This window comes from Bacillus sp. 7884-1 (assembly GCF_002272245.1).
Classification (GTDB): domain Bacteria; phylum Bacillota; class Bacilli; order Bacillales; family Cytobacillaceae; genus Neobacillus.
This window is the reverse complement of record NZ_NPDD01000085.1, coordinates 17,089-35,043: the sequence shown is the minus strand read 5'-3', so window position 1 is coordinate 35,043 and position 17,955 is coordinate 17,089. Positions and strand designations below refer to the sequence as shown.

Annotated in this window: 14 protein-coding genes; 6 read left to right on the top strand and 8 right to left on the bottom strand. The window is 36.1% G+C overall.

Annotated features, from left to right (window positions below; genetic code table 11):
• Window positions 1-323 precede the first annotated feature (323 nt).
• On the top strand, window positions 324-1,172 hold the full coding sequence (locus CHI06_RS11170) for an AraC family transcriptional regulator (RefSeq protein WP_095248628.1): 849 nt from the start codon (window positions 324-326) through the stop codon (window positions 1,170-1,172).
• 54 nt (window positions 1,173-1,226) lie between these two features.
• Here CHI06_RS11170 and CHI06_RS11165 read toward each other — a convergent pair whose 3' ends face one another.
• The 4 genes from CHI06_RS11165 to CHI06_RS30440 form a co-directional block, all read right to left on the bottom strand.
• Complete coding sequence (locus CHI06_RS11165) at window positions 1,227-2,993, bottom strand: ABC transporter ATP-binding protein (protein WP_095248627.1); 1,767 nt, start codon at window positions 2,991-2,993, stop codon at window positions 1,227-1,229.
• 23 nt (window positions 2,994-3,016) lie between these two features.
• Window positions 3,017-4,819, bottom strand: coding sequence for an ABC transporter ATP-binding protein (locus CHI06_RS11160; RefSeq protein WP_095248626.1), 1,803 nt, complete (start codon window positions 4,817-4,819; stop codon window positions 3,017-3,019).
• Between the two features lie 398 nt (window positions 4,820-5,217).
• Complete coding sequence (locus CHI06_RS11155) at window positions 5,218-5,847, bottom strand: hypothetical protein (RefSeq protein ID WP_095248625.1); 630 nt, start codon at window positions 5,845-5,847, stop codon at window positions 5,218-5,220.
• A 623-nt stretch (window positions 5,848-6,470) separates the two neighbouring features.
• On the bottom strand, window positions 6,471-6,602 hold the full coding sequence (locus CHI06_RS30440) for a hypothetical protein (RefSeq protein WP_257009246.1): 132 nt from the start codon (window positions 6,600-6,602) through the stop codon (window positions 6,471-6,473).
• A gap of 467 nt (window positions 6,603-7,069) precedes the next feature.
• On the opposite strand from CHI06_RS30440, the gene CHI06_RS11150 reads away from it, so the two are divergent.
• The 4 genes from CHI06_RS11150 (at window position 7,070) to CHI06_RS11130 (ending at window position 12,431) form a co-directional block, all read left to right on the top strand.
• Window positions 7,070-7,768 carry a hypothetical protein gene (locus CHI06_RS11150; RefSeq protein WP_095248624.1) on the top strand — a complete coding sequence of 233 codons (699 nt, stop codon included), beginning with the start codon at window positions 7,070-7,072 and terminating at the stop codon, window positions 7,766-7,768.
• Between the two features lie 282 nt (window positions 7,769-8,050).
• Entirely contained in the window at window positions 8,051-8,779 is a 729-nt protein-coding gene (locus CHI06_RS11145; protein WP_095248623.1) for a spore germination protein, read from the top strand.
• A gap of 481 nt (window positions 8,780-9,260) precedes the next feature.
• Entirely contained in the window at window positions 9,261-10,178 is a 918-nt protein-coding gene (locus CHI06_RS11135; protein WP_095248621.1) for an EamA family transporter, read from the top strand.
• Between the two features lie 246 nt (window positions 10,179-10,424).
• Window positions 10,425-12,431 (top strand): alpha-galactosidase, encoded by a 2,007-nt coding sequence (locus CHI06_RS11130; RefSeq protein ID WP_095248620.1) that lies wholly within the window; start codon window positions 10,425-10,427, stop codon window positions 12,429-12,431.
• A 381-nt stretch (window positions 12,432-12,812) separates the two neighbouring features.
• On the opposite strand, the gene CHI06_RS11120 is transcribed toward CHI06_RS11130, so the two are convergent.
• From CHI06_RS11120 to CHI06_RS29725, 4 genes are all read right to left on the bottom strand, one after another.
• Window positions 12,813-14,600: an ABC transporter ATP-binding protein gene (locus CHI06_RS11120; protein ID WP_095248669.1), complete on the bottom strand. Its 1,788-nt coding sequence runs from the start codon at window positions 14,598-14,600 to the stop codon at window positions 12,813-12,815.
• A gap of 19 nt (window positions 14,601-14,619) precedes the next feature.
• Window positions 14,620-16,383, bottom strand: coding sequence for an ABC transporter ATP-binding protein (locus CHI06_RS11115; RefSeq protein WP_095248618.1), 1,764 nt, complete (start codon window positions 16,381-16,383; stop codon window positions 14,620-14,622).
• 74 nt (window positions 16,384-16,457) lie between these two features.
• The gene (locus CHI06_RS11110) at window positions 16,458-16,904 is read right to left on the bottom strand and encodes a MarR family winged helix-turn-helix transcriptional regulator (protein WP_095248617.1); all 447 of its coding nucleotides are present in this window, start codon (window positions 16,902-16,904) and stop codon (window positions 16,458-16,460) included.
• 214 nt (window positions 16,905-17,118) lie between these two features.
• Window positions 17,119-17,265, bottom strand: coding sequence for a hypothetical protein (locus CHI06_RS29725; protein ID WP_165979062.1), 147 nt, complete (start codon window positions 17,263-17,265; stop codon window positions 17,119-17,121).
• Between the two features lie 109 nt (window positions 17,266-17,374).
• On the opposite strand from CHI06_RS29725, the gene CHI06_RS11105 reads away from it, so the two are divergent.
• Complete coding sequence (locus CHI06_RS11105) at window positions 17,375-17,926, top strand: hypothetical protein (protein WP_095248616.1); 552 nt, start codon at window positions 17,375-17,377, stop codon at window positions 17,924-17,926.
• Window positions 17,927-17,955: the final 29 nt, after the last annotated feature.

The following is a 17,955-nucleotide window of genomic DNA, read 5'->3' as shown; positions in this document are numbered from 1 at the left end:
CACTGGCTATTGTACCCCCACATTTTAATATACAAATTGCACCACAAATTCTCCCAAAATAATTATCGAAATCCCTTAATATCAACAAAAATAGACCTTCAAATTACCATACAATTTGAAGGTCATTTTGTATTACATTTTTAATGTTTGCGATAGTTAACGGAACCCGTTAAAAAAACCTACTTTCCTTTTTTGATATTCCCAAAAAAGAAAGTAGGCTCAAAATCTATTATTTCAAGGTTCCTTTATCATTATTCTTGTAGTTATTGCGTATAAATAATTTAAAATAGCTATCTATCAGTAAAGGATGAGGTTCTTTGTGTATGGATCTTGGTAGTCTAACATCTAAACTAAATGAGTTAACATTTTCCTTATTATTAGCAGGTTATAAAGCCTGTCCTCCAAATTGGAGTAAAAAGGGAAAAAGAACCCTCAATCATTCTCTTTGGTTTATTACAAAAGGAACTGGAGAAGTCATGATCAATGGGAAAAAAAGTGACCTTTCGCCAGGAAAACTGATAGTTTTTACGCCTGGAATGATCTGCGACAAAAAAACTTGCCCTTCTAATCCTCTTGAGTTTTATTTTATACGATTTACTCATGCAGCGGCATTTGAGAAAAAAGAGCAATGGCATTTCAAACTTCCACAGGAAATATCTTTTCCATTACATGGAGTATATACAATTAAAAACAGCTCAGGAGTTATCCTCCTATTAGATGAAATCAACTCTTTATCTAAACGAAGAGGTGCAACGATAGCATTTAAACAAAAAATATTATTCCAAGAACTATTACTAACCTTAATACAGGACTTTCATGTTCAAACGATCTCTAAGGATACAAGACAAGTGATTGAGGAAACGATTGATTACATAGGTCATCATTATCATCAGGTAATAAACTTATCAGATTTATCAAAAATGGCAGGCTTAAGTAAAAGTCATTACTCTAGACTTTTTAAAAAATTCACTGGATACAGTCCGATTGAATATTTAACCCATCTAAGGATTGATCGAGCAAAGGAACTGCTTGCCCATTCTGAAATAAGAATCAAAGAAGTGAGTCAAAATGTTGGGTATGAGGATGAACTGTATTTTAGTCGGATTTTCAAAAAAATAGTCGGAGTCTCCCCAACTCAGTTCAGTGATGAACAAAAATTGGCAGGACAATAACAAAGGATGGTTTAATCTCAAGATTAACCATCCTTTTTATATATTTTAGCTATTTTATACTTTAACCTTTACCTGCTTGCCTTTGGTCTGATTCATGCATAATTGATAGTACATGGATTGGTTTCTTAATAGCTGTAGGTGATTCCCTATTTCTACAATTCTCCCTTTATCTAAAACAATGATTTTATCTGCAAACTGGATGGTTGAAAGACGATGTGCGATGATAATGGTTGTTCGGTTCTTTGACATCTCTTTTAAGGTATCTTGAACCGCTTGTTCTGTTTCTGTATCAATATTGGCGGTCGCTTCATCAAGGATAAGTACATCATTGTCCGCAATCATGGCTCTTAAAAAGGAGAGCAGCTGCTTTTGTCCCGCCGACAACACGGTTCCTTCCTCTCCCAGCATGGTTTCATATCCTTGAGGCAGCATTCTAAAAAAAGAATCGACATTTACAGCCTTCGCCGCTTTTATGATTTCTTCATCACTTACATGTTTATGATTCAAGCGAATATTGTCAAAGACAGTCCCCGAAAAGACAAAGGCATCTTGTTGAATAATTCCAATGTGCTTCCTGAGGTCGTTTAAATGAACCTCTTTAATATTTATTCCATCAAGACTGATCGTCCCCTTTTGATTATCATAAAACCGGTTGATGAGTTGAATAATCGAACTTTTGCCGGCACCTGTCGCACCGACAACACCTACTGTTTCTCCTTGATTGATTCTAAAATGGACATCCTTTAATACCCACTCTTCATGCTGATAAGCAAACCAAACATTTTGAAAAACGATGTTGCCCTGAACTTTTTCTGGAAGTTTCATAGGATGATCAGGATTTAATATAGTTGGTTTCGTTTCTAAGGTTTCAAATATTCGTTCTGCTGATGCAAGTGCAGCTTGTATTTGGTTGAATCTGTCTGCTAATCCTCTGAGCGGTTCAAAAAACTGTCTGACATAATGTGTAAAGGCATACACCGTACCAAAGGTAATACTACTATCTAATACACTTCTCCCTCCATACCAAACTAAAAGCGCGAGCGAAATGTTTCCGAAAAGACCGATTGAAGGGTTAAAGATAGAATTAACTACGGTTTGATGCATGCCGGCCCGATAATGCTCCTCATTTAATTCATTAAACCGATCCAACTGTTTCCCTTCGCGGGCAAATAGTTGAATGACACTCATACCTGAAAGATTCTCAGTTAGGTAGGAAAGAAGCTTCGAAAGAATCGTCCGAAGATTTCTCTGTGTTTTGCGCAATACCGTTTTAAAATAAAAAGTAACGATTGCAATAACTGGTATGACTAAGAAGCAGATCAGGGTAAGTTTTACACTCATATATAACATTAGGATAATGATTCCAATGAGAATCAGTACTTCTTTTACTAAGTTCACAATTACTTGTGAGTAAAGCTGATTTAGGGCTTCCACATCATGGGTAATCCTTGTTACTAACCTCCCAATGGGATTTTTTCTAAAGAAACTCATTTGCATCAGGGAAAAATGCTTAAAAATTGCCTGCCGAAAATCAAATATTACATACTGCCCTGTAAATTGAAGAATATTATTTTGAAAATACGTACAAATAGAAGAAACCATAATCAATATGAAATAGATAATACCTAAATACATCAGCCCTTGGTAATCGTTCATCTTGATGTAAGAGTCAATGGCCACCTTAATAATAAATGGCTGAGCTAAGCTTGCTATGACAATAAAGAATGTCAGCAGAAGCGCATATAAAATGTGTTTCCTATATGGCTTCGCAAACGTCAGCATACCCTTTAATAATTGACGATCGCCTATGGGGGGATGCATTCCCTCTTTTATTTTCCGAATGATTACCCCCTCCTTTTCTTTATGAGGATCTTTCTTCCGTTAAGTGGTGGAAACGTTGAATGAGCAGATGAAAAATCCGTTGTTTGCTGGGCAAACATTTTTTTATAAATTCCATTCTTCTTTACAAGGGATTGATGTGTGCCACTTTCCACTAATTCCCCTTGGTCCAACACAATGATTTGATCCGCTTCTTGTATCGTAGAAATTCGATGACTAATAATGATGGAGGTTCGACTTTTCATTTCGGTTCGCAATGTGGTTAAAATGATGGATTCCGTCTTAGAATCAACGGCTGAAAGGCTGTCATCAAAAATAATGATCGGAGAAGGTTTGATCAATGCTCTTGCAATACTGACACGCTGCCGTTGTCCACCTGATAAGGAAAGCCCTCTTTCTCCTAATTCGGTCTCAAAATTATGAGGAAGTTCCATAATATCATCATAAATGTGAGCTTGCTTTGCAGCATGAACGACTTGATCATCTCGATAAGGATTTGGGTCAAAGGCTATATTCTCTTTAATGGTTGAGGAAAATAAAAAATTGTCTTGTGGGACATATGCAACCGATGTACGAAGTGTATTTAATGGAACATCACGGATATCCTGTTCATCAACGAAGATTGAATTTTTGGGAGGATTATATAAACGTAAGAGTAAATTGACTAAGGTTGATTTTCCGCTGCCTACTTTCCCGACAATGGCTAAACTAGTTCCTTTGGGGATGGTAATGTTAATATTCTTTAATGCGTACTGTTTACTTCTATGGTATTTAAAAGATAAATTTTTAATTCTAATTTCACCTTGAAGTGATGTTATAGGGGTAAGCCCTTCTTCATCTTTAATAGCCGGTTCCGTAGATAATACATGACGAATTCGGTTATCTGCGGCTTTTCCCTGCTGCAGGAGATTAATGACCTTCCCTATGTTTTCAATGGGGGCGATCAACAAAGATAAATACGTATTAAAAGCAACAAAGTCTCCAAGAGAAATGGCACTTTTCATTACTAAAATGGAACCAAATACAATAGAAATCAAATAACTTAGTCCGACAATTCCTTGACTTAATGAGGTGAAAAGCGAATTTGAAACAATTAACTGTTTGTTAACCTCGACATTGGACTGATTATCATTTGTAAACTTTTTTCGTTCTTCTTGCTCTTGAATATAAGTTTTGATAACACTGATTCCCGAACAAAATTCTTGAACTCGGCTGGTCAATGTCCCTATTGCTTCTTGTACTTTTAGGGAATGCATTTGAATTTTGGACCGGAAACGATAGGCGATATACGTTAATCCTGGTAAAGGTAATAGGACCAGTAACGTTAAATAAAGATGAATCGTACTAGCCATCATGAATACAGAGATCGAAATTAATACAGCCGCTTCCACCATCTGAAAATATCCCTGCATGACAATCTGCCTCATAATATTGACATCATTTACGGCATGCGCCATCAAATTACCAATTCGCTGGTTTTGATAATATTCAGCCTGCAATCTCTCCCAATGTGAAAACAATGAAGTCCGTAAGTCCCGCTCTAAGATTCTTGACATCTTGAATATATAAATTCGGCCACTCGACCGAAAGAGAAAAGCTCCAATCCCGACAATGATAAACATTAGTGACAACTCCCATAAATCCGAAACATAAATAGATTCATTTTGGAGCCCATCTGTGAACTTTTTTAATAAAACGGGAACAAATAATTGCAAAACAAGGGAGAAGGTTAAAAGGATCGTTCCAAGCAAATAACTCCATTTATGTAGAACAAAATGTTCCTTAAAGATAGGTTTATTTATCATCATACCCCCTCCTTCATAAAGGAATATGCTTAGAATAACGTACCCTTCAACCAATCACAATGGATTTCCCCATCATCTTTCATGGATTATGATGCTTTATTAAGGTATTTAAGAATTCAAAGAACAGCTCAAAGAGTAAAAAATAAAACTACCTGTCTCTCAATATGAGAAACAGGTAGACATCAAAATAAAAAATATTACTTTTAAAGCCTATTAATAAAAACACCGCCTACAGATGAACTATGACCCATAAGAGGGAATTCTCCGTTGTAAAATGTCATCAGCAATTAAGAAATTAAAAAAGCAGCATGCCTTGAAGGCATAGCTGCTTTTTTGTGTGATATAGGATTTTTATTAACAAAGAAGGGCTCATCCATTAAAGAATCCTTTAGATATTTACATTATTTACTTGAAGCAGTAAGTACACGCACGCTATCTTCAAATAGATGCGCAATATTTTGATGAGTTTTTCGAGCTTGTTTTAAATAATTGTCTGTGACATCTTCCCAAGAATTCATTGCTTCATTTGTATATTCAATGAATGCCACGCTATTTTGTTCAAAAAGCTTCTCAGTACTTTCAATTAAATCTAAGGCTGAGTTAATTGGAGTTAAATAAAGCTCCTCTAATTTACTAGTTGCTTCACTTACTTGACTTTTTAAAGATTCAGTCACTTCATGAGTTGATTCATTTGTTTTAAAAATGTTGTTTTGGAATAACCCTTTACTCAAATCGCCATTTAATTTTGTTGCTTGATTAAAAAGACCCAGTAAAGTTTTGCTATATAATCCATTGAACTTTGTTGTTTCTTTTATAGCGTTTAAGTAAAGTTCCTGGCTTTCTTCTCTATAATCTCTTGTACGAGATACTGCACCTTCAAATTGATCCCAAAACGTTTCAATAAATGAATCCGTAACATAGCTTGGTTCATTTTGCTTCTCTACTTTTGGAACCTCTACTTTCGGTACCTCAACTTTTTTAACTTCCTTTTTTAGGACTTCTTCTTTTTTATGCATCACATTTTGTACCATCTTCGTTCCTCCTCATTTACTTTTTAAATTTCTCTATTTTATCCTCGCTATGAAACGGAGGTATGTAGAGCTCAAGAAAACTAAAATACCTTTTAAATAATTGATAGAGCATAGATTGGTATAGCTCGAGTTGTCTAGCATAACTCTTTAAGTACGCTTTACCAACATAATCAGCAAAATTACTATAGGTGTATTTTACACATATAAGTAATGATAAGTCAAACAATAATATGCATAAAATTTATTATTTTGTCTATTATTTGACTATTTAGGAAAGATATTAATATTAAGCTGATTTTATGGCTCGTTCACACTATTCACTGTTTTCAGTACTACTACTGCTTTTTCACCGCTTCTCCCCATTTTGCGTCAGGTACTCCAATTCCAATGACTGCGCACTCCAACACTTGCGAATGCTTGTACAGCACATTTTTTAACTTCAGCAGAGTATACATTTTCACCGTTGGAAATAATCATGTCCTTAGCCCGAACTACAATGTATAGTCTATATCTAGACTTATATCAGCAAAGCTTCTCCCTTCACCTCATCATGGATCCAGTTAATTAAAAGAGCACTCTCGAATGAGAATCGCTCTTATCTTTACATTGTCATAATCAAGCTATCATTTTTCTTTTGTTTTGGATTCAATAATTCGTACTAGTTCCTCAATAATATCGTTTAACTTCATCATGCTCGTATCTTTCCTAAGAATATTGGATGTTTTATAAATCAAAATTTCTTCTTTCTCACTCACAAAAATGCCTCCATTCTTAAAATAATGATAAACTTTTAGGATCTAATGTATAATTTTACTCCTATATGTAATTTACATATATAATAACTCATTTTATCCATATATGTAAATTACATATATAAATTTTCCCTCAAATAAGTATTATTAATTTCATTCTAACTTCTACTAATGATCAATCGTGTAAAATAGATGAAATTCATTTATTGTTTACTTTCTGTTAATCCTAAATGGGAGTACAGATTATTAAGTAATAGGGAAATGTTGAATTAAACGACAAATACTTTCCATTCTTTGTTTTTCGCTAGTAGAATTGCTCATAAATACTCAATTATAGGGAGGAACCATCGCATTTCATAAGAAAGTGACGATGAAAACTCATCATACTCAAACAGGAAAGTAAGAAAGAGTATTGAATTATACATTTACAGGATAATAATCTTGTAACTTATCGGAAAGGTTGTGAGTTTATGAGACTTCTGGATGTACAGCCTAGGAAAAACTTCAGCTACATCTTCGTTCAATTTCCAGGAATGAAAATGAATGTCCCTATGCTCTCGAACGAAGAGGAAAAGGTGGTGAATGAAGATATTGCATTATGTGTCCAATTAAACAGCAAAGAGAAGGTTAATAATTTATACCTTGTACGCACACAGAGTATAAACCCCTTTGACTTCACAGATGAAGAAATTGGAGCTAAAGTATTTTTTCGAGTCATCAAGAAAAAAGAAATCTCTCCAGACTCACCCACGAAAGAATCCGAAGATTTCGTCATGTTGATTACAGATGAAGTGTCTGTTGTTCAAAAGAAAACAGAAACAGGATATGACTTCGTCTTAGTCTTAAATAAACGTGAAATTGGAATAGCCGCTTCGATTGAAGAAGAAGTTTTACAAACAGAGAAAGTAACATTGCAATTTCATGAGGAGTCGAAAGAAAGTGTCATTGTTAAAACAGTTAAGAAGAAAAATATGATTGTCTTCGGAAGGAGGGCCAAAAAGAAGATATTCTTTGGAGGCTTTGTCTTTCAGGATACTGAAGTTATAGATCCAATCCGAATGTTTTTGGAGGGCGTTAAAAGAAAAGTTATGGTATTCTCTCCTGCCGCATTAGACTTTATCGGTCCAGGTGATCACAACCAACCCATTTTTATCATGAGGGGAGGCTAAAGGCTCATATCAAAAAGGAATAGACAATTTCATACCTGAAAACAAATCGAAACATAAGGATTATTAGGATAATCCTTCTCGATTGAATAGATATAAAAAAATAATAAGGAAAGGAATAAACTCGCTATATCCAACTTTTCTTTAAGGAGAACGAAGCAAATTTAAATATATTTAAAGGACTTAACCACGGGGTTAAGTCTTTTTTATTTATTAAACATAATAAAGATATTACTGGAAAAAATAATATTGTTTAGAAAATTTTTCTCGAAAGGGGAATTTACCATGCCTGATCAGAATCACTATCATCTAATTCCACTTAGCGAGAACGTAGAGGAAAATATTAAAAGACTAGAAATTGAATTCGGAAATAGCGATGATTTATCAATCAGAAGACTAAGCGTTGCCACTAAAAATGTAGCAATTTTACATATTGAAGGAATCGTTGATGAACAAAGCATAAATGAAAATGTAATCAGCCCGATTATACAACTTCATAAAGAAACCCCTTCTTTTAAAACAGTGAATGATATAGCTGATAAAATGGTTCAAATTATTTCTGTGCCCTCTATCAAGTTTATCTTAGATTGGTCAGAGTTATTAGATAGCATTTTGGCAGGCAATACAGTTATTTTTATCGATGATTCTTCAAAAGCAATCACTCTAGGTACTAAAAAAATTCAATCCCGATCGATTACGGAACCGACTACACAAACCGTTATTAAAGGTCCGAAGGATAGCTTTACAGAGAATCTTAGTACAAACATATCATTGGTTCGATCTAGAATTCAAAATACGAAATTAAGGCTTAAATCAACAAAAGTATCCAATTATTCAGTAGGAGGAATCATATTACTAACGTCCATTATGATTGCTCCTAGTTACCAAAGTCACTTAGACGAAGGACTACAAATTGTTCCATATATGCTTCATATTCCTTTACAAATTGTCATCCCTCTTTTATTACTATTCACTGTCTTAATTAAGGGAAAAATAAAAAATGTGATGAATTGAATTTTGAAGAAGTTATTTCCTTTTTCGGATTGTATTAAGAATTAGCAGAACAAATATTATGAAACAAATCAAAATAAGAAAATAATCTTCGCCTTTCCCTACCTTTAATAATTTACTTAGACTAAACCAAGCTTCGTATAAATCATGGCCTTGTACTATGTCTAAAAGAACAACTAGGGAGATTGTACTTATAAATATAAAGATTAGAAATCCTGTAGTACGCACAGCTTTCACCCTCAAGTTCCGTTTTTGTTATGAAATCAAATTGACTTTACTATCCTTAACAAGTTTTTTTATTCATAACCAAACTCTTTTTTCATTGACATTCGTTTTGTTTTCATTTATGATGGCTTAGGTCAATTGAAATAAAAAAAACATTGTTTGTGGACTTTTCTAGAGAAATCTCTATTTTCGCCACACAGCTCTTATATAGCTGTGTGGCTTTTTTGTTTGTTTTTTTAGAATGAAAGGGGTAAAAAACATGAAAACCTGGCAATACGCACTAATTGTTTTAATAGGAGGCTGCTGTTACGGAGCCTTGTCAACTTTTGTAAAGCTTGCATATTCCGCTGGCTTTACTAGCAGCGAGGTGACAGGAAGCCAATTCTTAATGGGGACTCTTTTAATCTGGATAGCAGCTCTTTTTTCAAAAAAGAAAAAACTGACACTGCCGAAAATAGGCAAATTACTTATATCAGGTATTCCACTTGGTTTAACAAGTCTATTTTATTACCAATCACTGCAATCACTTAACGCTTCGCTTGCGATTATCTTTTTATTTCAATTCGTCTGGATTGGTAGCTTATTTGAGTGGGTATTTTATAAAAAGCCACCAACACTTGGAAAAATTGTTTCCATTGGTATTCTAATTATTGGTTCCATTTTTGCGTCTGGAATTATTGGAGTGGGCCTTGGAGACATAACTTGGCAAGGAATCGGATGGGGAATGCTTTCCGCTTTGACCTATACCACTTTTATCTTTGTTAGCAGTTCTGTTGAAAAAGATACACCAGTGGTGCAAAAGAGTGCCCTATTTACCACTGGTGGTATGATTACTGTTTTTATCCTTAGTCCGCCAACAGGGTTGCTGCAATTACCAGTTTTAATGGAAATTGCACCATACGGTTTTTATCTTGGCCTACTAGGAGTTGTCTTGCCGCCGATTTTATTTACCATCGGGATGCCACATGTTGGACCAGGTCTTGGGACCATTTTAACGTCCTCTGAACTTCCAATAGCTGTAATATTATCCTCGATAGTCTTATCAGAACACGTAAGTATGTCCCAATGGCTTGGGGTTGTTTTAATATTGGGTGGAATTGTAGCAGGAAATCTGAAGATATCTCATTCTAAGAAGAAGAAAAAGTCTACATCGTTGGAATTGGAATCTGCCTCTTAGGATTAGCAGTCCGGGTGTAGAGGTCACATGTAGTAAAAAGAAGTGCAAGGAACCTTCCAGAAATTTTGGGGTGCCTGGCACTTTTTTATTGGGAGTGATGGAGTACCACATTCTCCCCCTGTATCAAAGAATGCAATTTTAGCTGGAACATATTACTCATTAATATTTAGAGTTTTCTATATTAATATAGTACTAATGACTTAATTTCTAATTTTTCAAGTTTCATACTATTTTGAGGAGGCATTTATGCTGAAAAAAGTAATCTCGACTATAGTTTCCAGCTCAATACTGTTAACTGGTATTTTTACCGTTTCCATCATAACTCCACAAGAAGCGAGTGCATCTTCTTATAATGAGCTGGCAGACCGTCCATTTATGGGCTGGAGCAGCTGGAGTTCCATTCGTAAAAAGCCAACAGAGGAAAAAATCAAGGCCGCTGCTGATGTAATGGCATCGAAATTTAAGTCGCACGGATATGAATATGTTAACCTTGATGATTATTATATGTTGGATTGGAGGACTACCGTTGATGAATATGGCAGATGGGCGGTAGACCCAAAGAAATTCCCAAATGGTATGAAAGCTCTTGGGGACTATATCCATAATAAGGGTTTGAAGTTCGGCCACTATGTTACCCTTGGTATTCCAAAAGCAGCGGTAGATCAAAATACTCCGATTGAAGGAACTCCGTACCACGCAAAAGATATCGTGGATCTTAGCAAAGACGAAAAGAAAAATTTTAATTTTGACAAAATGTATGCCATTGATTATTCAAAGCCCGGGGCGCAGGAATATATTGATTCCTGGGCTAGGCTGTTTGCTTCCTATGGAATTGATTACCTGAAAATTGATGGTGTTCGGAACCAAGATATAGCAGATGTTGAGGTATGGGCTAAAGCATTGAAGAAAACCGGCAGACCGATTCATGTGGAGTTGTCTAACAACCTTGATATCAACCACTTTGATTCCTGGAAAAACTTATCCAATGGATGGCGGACTGATCACGATGTGGAAGCCTATGGAACGCCTTACCTTGTCTCTTGGAAAAAGATATCGAGAAGGTTTGATGACGCCGCAGAGTGGCAGCAACATGCTCAGCCAGGTGGCTGGAATGACTTTGATTCACTAAATGTCGCAAACGGAAGTAAGGATGGGATTACGAATGATGAAAAACGTTCTTACGTATCACTATGGGCGATTGCCGCATCTCAGTTTGTAATTGGAAATGACCTGTTAAAGCTGGATGATTATGGGGTTAATCTTTTAACAAATGACGAGATAATTGGAGTAAACCAAAGTGGTGTGGCAGGAAAACGTTTATACAAAGAAACGGACTCTCAAGTATTCTATCAATCCCTTCCAGACGGTTCGTACAATCTAGCACTCTTTAATACCGGCTCTTCTACAAAAAATGTAAGCGTCAAATGGAAAGATCTAGGAATTAAGGGCTCAGCTTTCGTACGTGATTTGTGGAGCCATCAAGATTTAGGAGGAATGGAAGAAGGTTTCACAGCAAATCTTCCTACGCATGCTTCTCGTATGATTCATGTAGTTCCAGCTTCTTCCCTTACAGTTTCGCCGAAAAGCGGTGCAATTGAGGTTAATCCCGCCAATCTGACGTTCAAATGGGGCACACATTCCGGTGCTGAAAGTTATCACCTACAGATAGCAACAGATTCAAGCATGAAAAATATAATCTTTGATCAAATCGTTTCTATCCCAACTGTAAATGTAGAGGAACTTGGTGAGGATACACGTTACTACTGGAGGGTATCATCTGTGTCAGGTGGCAAGGAAACTCAGGTCGGCATCTATTCCTTTCATACTGAACTAACAACTACCCCAGCCAAACCAAGTGGAATGATGGCAAACAGAAGTAATACAGATTCAGTTTCACTTACCTGGAATCCATCATTTGGTGCAACCTCCTATACAGTCTACCGCAAGAAGGTTAATGGATTTGGAGTGAGCAGTGATTACAAACCTATCGCAGAAAATCTAACTGCGACAAACTTTCTGGATAAAAGTGCAAAGCGCTATACTGGCAACACGTATTCGTATTTTGTAACAGCACACAACACAATAGGCGAAAGCACAAATTCCTTTGAGACTACGACGGAAAAACAATCCCCTGCCCAGGTGGCAGCACTGATTGTATTTTTGTTTCTACTAATCATTTCAAAATTCTATACTATTGCTAGGGACAGATTTAAAGTTTCAAAATCTAGTATACCGCAAAGGACAGTTGCTTAAATTTCTATGAGGGGGAGACATCTTTAACTCCCCTTCCCCTTACCGTTTTAATGACCTCACTAAACTAATCCTTTTTTCCCCTACCCTTTTTATTGTCTCGTATTCTTGGTATTTCTTATTCTTTTTTTGAGAATACAGTTCATTTATTGATGCTCTAATACTGGAACAATACCCACAATTTGTACATCTACCATCCTCGAACATTCTTAATGCCATACATACCGGACAATTATGGATATCCATCGAAATCCCCCCATTATCCCTTTGTTAATTAATAAATAATATGAAGGGGTAAGGGTATATATCATAAATAAGTCCATAAAAAAATCGCCGGAGAAAAATTTTTCTCCGGCGATTTTTTTATCTTTTTATAGATACATATTAGGATGCATTTTCAAACTGACTATTATAAAGCTCAGCATAAAAACCATTTTTCGAAAGTAGTTCTTCATGATTTCCACTTTCAATTATGTCTCCATCCTTCATCACAAGGATTAAGTCTGCATTTTTAATAGTAGAAAGTCGGTGAGCAATGACAAATGAAGTTTTTCCGACAGTTAATTTATCCATTGCCCGTTGAATCAATACTTCTGTTCGAGTATCCACCGAACTTGTCGCCTCATCTAAAATTAGTAATGGTTTATTATCAATCATCGCCCTTGCAATGGTAATAAGCTGTTTTTGCCCAGCTGAAAGATTTGCTTTATTGTCGAGAATCGTATCATATCCCATTGGCAGGGTTTTAATAAAGTGGTGCAGCCCCACTGATTTGCAGGCAGCCTCTACCTCTTCATCACTTACCTCATCTCTTGAATAAACAATATTTTCACGAATCGTTCCTTCGAAAAGCCAGGTATCTTGTAGCACCATACTAAATAGACCATGAATGTTTTCCCGAGTTAATGTATTGATTGGAACACCATCAATCAGTATTTCACCACCGTTGTATTCATAGAAACGCATTAGGAGGTTAACCAAGGTTGTCTTCCCAGCACCTGTAGGCCCGACAATCGCCACTTTTTCCCCTGCCTTAGCTGTTGCTGAAAAGTTATTGATGACCATTTTATCTTCACTATAGCCAAAGCGTACATTCTTAAACTCGACATCACCAACTGCACTTTCAAGCTTTTCCTTTTTATCACTTTCATTTGCAACTTCTTCTTCAGCGAGAAATTCAAAAACACGTTCACTAGCAGCTGCTGTTGACTGGAGGTTTGTAGCTGCCTGAGCAAGCTGGGTAAGCGGCTGGGTAAACAGACGGATATAAAGCATAAAGGCAACAATCACACCAAATGAAATCATATTATTCACGGCAAGAACTGCCCCAACAATACAAACAACGACAAAGCCAAAATTACCAACAAACATCATTAATGGCATCATAAGCCCTGACATGAATTGAGATTTCCATGCGCTCGTATATAGTCTCGTGTTAATCTCATGGAAGGTTTCCCTTGCTTCTTTCTCTCCGTTATAAACCTTCACTACATTGTGGCCGGAATAAATTTCTTCTATATGACCATTCAATTTTCCTAGCTCTTTTTGCTGCTGAGCAAAGTATTTTTGCGATTTGGAGATAATGAAGGTCATTAAACCAAACCCAACTATAGTAGACGATATTGCTGCTATGGCCATGATCCAATTGGTGTAGAACATCATGATGAGCGTGCCAAGAAACATGGTTATTGCTGAAACAAGAGTACTTAAACTTTGATTCATCGTTTGACCAATCATATCTACATCGTTCGTAACACGACTAAGGACGTCTCCGGTACTTGTTGCATCAAAGTATTTTAATGGTAAACGGTTAATTTTGGTAGAAAGATCACTTCGTAAGTTCTTTGAAACACGCTGCGTGACTGTAGCCATAATGAACCCTTGTATATAGTTAAATACAAACCCTAAGCCATAAAGGATTGCCAGAAGTGTTGCGACCTTGACAACAGCATCAAGATCAATGCTCGTCATCATTCCTTCTGTAATCAAATCCGTAATCTCACTAAGTAGATCCGGTCCTATAATACTGAAAACAGCCCCTGCCATTGCAAGGATCAATGCAATGATGATAGCTGGTAAATATACCTTACAATAGGAGATGAGCTGCTTTATCGTTTTCTTAAAATCTTTGGTTTTTCCACCAGATTCTCCATTTCTACGGGAGGTTTTCATGCGATTTTCAATTTTCTCCTTAACCAATTTCAAGCTCCTCCTTTGACAACTGAGAATAAGCAATCTCCTGATAAACACTGCAATTTTGCATCAACTCATTATGTGTTCCAATGCCAACTACTTCCCCTTCGTTAAGTACCACGATCCGATCTGCATCCTTAATGGTACCGATACGCTGACCCACAATTAATGTAGTGGCATCTTTTGTCTCTTTTTTGAGTTCGGACCGCAGTACTCGATCGGTCTTATAATCAAGCGCTGAGAATGAATCATCGAAAATATAAATTTCTGGGTCTCTATAAACTGCCCTTGCGATTGATAATCTTTGTTTTTGGCCACCAGAAATATTGGTACCGCCTTGTGCAATAGCACCGTTATACTGGTCTTCCATCTTTTCAACAAATTCAGTTCCCTGTGCAATATCAATGGCCTTTTTGACAACTGATTTATTTTCTGAAATTTTTCCATTGTCCCCATAAGCAACATTCGAAGTAACTGTACCGCTGAATAACACTGCTTTTTGCGATACATAACCGATTTTTTTGCGTAACGAATCCTGGGTATATTGTTTGACATTCACACCATCCACCAACACTTCCCCTTCTGTTGCATCAAAATAGCGAGGAATTAGGTTTAGTAGTGTACTTTTACCACTGCCTGTTGAGCCAATAAATGCTACCGTTTCACCTTTGCTAGCAGTGAAACTTATACTTCGAAGGATATACTGTGCTGCATCAGGATATTTAAAACTTACATTTCGGAATTCAATTTCTCCAGAAAGACCAGTTTTCCCTTCTGTCACGTTTCCATCAATGATTGTTGCTTCGGTATCAAGCACTTCTTTAATACGTTTTGCAGAAACAGAAGCACGTGGAAGCATGATAAACACAAATGAAAGCATCATAAAGGCCATAATAACCTGCATGGCGTAAGACGAAAATACAATCATATCCGAGAACAAGGATAATTTATCCGTTTGTGCAGCTCCATTAATTAAGAAGGCACCAATCCAATAGATTGCTAGACCCATACCTGACATGATGATCCCCATAGTCGGCATCATAATCGCCATCGCCCGGCTAGTGAAGAGATTTGTATTTGTAAGCGCACTGTTGGCTTCTTCAAATTTCTTCTCCTGATAATTACTAGCGTTATAGGCATGAACAACACGAATACCTGACAAGTTTTCTCTTGTTACACGATTCAAGTTATCTGTTAAACTCTGAATAATTTTGAATTTTGGCATGGCAACAAAAATAAGAATACACAGCATGAAAACAAGGAATAAAACAGCAATTCCTGTAGCTGCCGACCATTGCCAGCTTTTCCCCATAATCTTAAAAACTGCCCAAACAGCTAATATCGGGGCCTTTACGATTACTTGTAGTCCCATTGCAATAAGTAGTTGAATTTGGGTGATATCATTTGTTGATCGGGTAATCAAACTTGCTGTTGAAAAGCCGTTGATTTCTTCAATAGAAAAAGACATCGTCTTCTCGAACACCATCGCTCTAAGGCGAACAGAAAAACCGGCAGCGACTTTAGCTGCGAAGAAACCAACAATGATAGAAGCGATCATACTACCAACTGCACACAAAAGCATATATCCGCCTTGAAGGAGAACATCGCTCATCTTACTTCCTTCCGTCTGTACAAGCATGGTGATTTCATGCATATAATCAGGAAGCTTCAAATCAAGATACACCTGTGTCACAATAAATACCAAACTAAACATAATTAACAGGTATTCTTTTTTCTGTAGATATTTAAAAATTTTCAACATGTTTATCCCTCCTGTGAACCATTTGCAATAAACCTAATAGTGTTAGATACTTTTATAAAAATAAGGCAGACCCTTTATTCATGCCTGCATTCTTGATCATTCATTTCATTGGTAATATCCTTAATTCGTTTAATAATTCGAATTAATTCTTGAGCATCTTTTTCACCAAGTTTTTGAAGTGTTTGCTGCATCATCGAAATCAGTTTATTATATTCTTCCATTATAAAGCTTTTACCCGTCTCCGTTATCGTGACAATAACCATTCGTTTGTCATTTTCATCCCTGTTGCGTTCAATAAAACCTTTTTTGGCTAAACTATTGAGGGCGGATGCAACACGAGGGGTGGTGAGACCCAGCTTCTCACTGAGATCACCTGACGGAACTCCATTTTTTCCAAAAGTTAGATACCCTAATATTCTTCTCTCTCCATGAGAAAGATCGTCTACTTTTTTCTGAAACGGCAATTTAGCTGTCCTAGTCATAATATGAAAAAGTTCTTCCGCTAACGTTTTGTAATCCATTACTTAACTCCTTTTAAAATTATCTAATACTATTAGATAATATATTATTATATGCTTATTTTTCAATAAAAAACCAAGGGGACGGTTCTCCCGGCCTTTTGGACCGGGAGAACCGTCCCCCTGGCAATCCCCCTGGCAATCTTCTTGTGTTCATTAAGGATTCAATTCCTGACCTTTTGTTCAAAAAAACAGCGAATATAAATTGGCTGCTTCCTTAACGATCAAGTCCCTTTTTATTCTTACCGACATTATCATTTGGTGAGTCACCGGTACCATTTTTACTATTGCTATTAGGTGTTCCGTAAATCTGATTATCAGCTGTTACCTTTGCTCCTGTTTTAAAATTATCCTTAGTCTTCATTCTGTCATCTCCTTTAGTAAATCAGTTATATTATCTAAAGAGTGTAAAAGAATTATACCGAAGAAATTAATCTAAAATTTGGGGAATATTAATAGTGGAGGTTCTGAAAATGATTGTTTACCATGGGTCAATAAGAAAATTTCACACTTTTAATATAGAAACGGCATTCCAAAATTTAAGTAACGATATTAATACCATTGGATTTTGGTTTACTTCGGATATTCATTCAGCAAAACCTTTTGCAATTGGTTCTAAGACGGTTATCGAAAAATCAAAGAGCGAGTTCTGGGAGAGTGGAGAACCAAAGGTAATCCAAAACGAAAGACCCGTTAGTGGCAATATCTATAAAGTATATATAGATGAACCAAATTTAAAAATTTATGAATCTAATACAGAGGAATCTTATGATATGTTTATGAGGGAACGTGACGTTTATTGTGATTATTTAGGCGCAAAAAAAAGAAACGTTACCTGGAAAGATGGTTCTATTCTATTAAATAAAGAAGAAGCCAATACAGAATTTCGCAAGAGTCTTATCAAACAGGGCTATGAAGGTTTGTTAATACGAAAGGCTCTAATACATAATATGAGTACAGATTTGTATTGCATATTTTCGGAGGAATCTCTACTTATAACAGAAGTCCTCCCTTTAGAAGTTTAAATAATACTCACAAAAAGGTGTTCAGGAGA

Bases quoted from the DNA above. Each gene is read 5' to 3' on its own strand.
- CHI06_RS11170 (WP_095248628.1), top strand. From the start codon at position 324: ATGGATCTTGGTAGTCTAACATCTAAACTAAATGAGTTAACATTTTCC.
- CHI06_RS11165 (WP_095248627.1), bottom strand. From the start codon at position 2,993: ATGCATCCCCCCATAGGCGATCGTCAATTATTAAAGGGTATGCTGACG.
- CHI06_RS11160 (WP_095248626.1), bottom strand. From the start codon at position 4,819: ATGATGATAAATAAACCTATCTTTAAGGAACATTTTGTTCTACATAAA.
- CHI06_RS11155 (WP_095248625.1), bottom strand. From the start codon at position 5,847: ATGGTACAAAATGTGATGCATAAAAAAGAAGAAGTCCTAAAAAAGGAA.
- CHI06_RS11150 (WP_095248624.1), top strand. From the start codon at position 7,070: ATGAGACTTCTGGATGTACAGCCTAGGAAAAACTTCAGCTACATCTTC.
- CHI06_RS11145 (WP_095248623.1), top strand. From the start codon at position 8,051: ATGCCTGATCAGAATCACTATCATCTAATTCCACTTAGCGAGAACGTA.
- CHI06_RS11135 (WP_095248621.1), top strand. From the start codon at position 9,261: ATGAAAACCTGGCAATACGCACTAATTGTTTTAATAGGAGGCTGCTGT.
- CHI06_RS11130 (WP_095248620.1), top strand. From the start codon at position 10,425: ATGCTGAAAAAAGTAATCTCGACTATAGTTTCCAGCTCAATACTGTTA.
- CHI06_RS11120 (WP_095248669.1), bottom strand. From the start codon at position 14,600: ATGAAAACCTCCCGTAGAAATGGAGAATCTGGTGGAAAAACCAAAGAT.
- CHI06_RS11115 (WP_095248618.1), bottom strand. From the start codon at position 16,383: ATGTTGAAAATTTTTAAATATCTACAGAAAAAAGAATACCTGTTAATT.
- CHI06_RS11110 (WP_095248617.1), bottom strand. From the start codon at position 16,904: ATGGATTACAAAACGTTAGCGGAAGAACTTTTTCATATTATGACTAGG.
- CHI06_RS29725 (WP_165979062.1), bottom strand. From the start codon at position 17,265: ATGAAGACTAAGGATAATTTTAAAACAGGAGCAAAGGTAACAGCTGAT.
- CHI06_RS11105 (WP_095248616.1), top strand. From the start codon at position 17,375: ATGATTGTTTACCATGGGTCAATAAGAAAATTTCACACTTTTAATATA.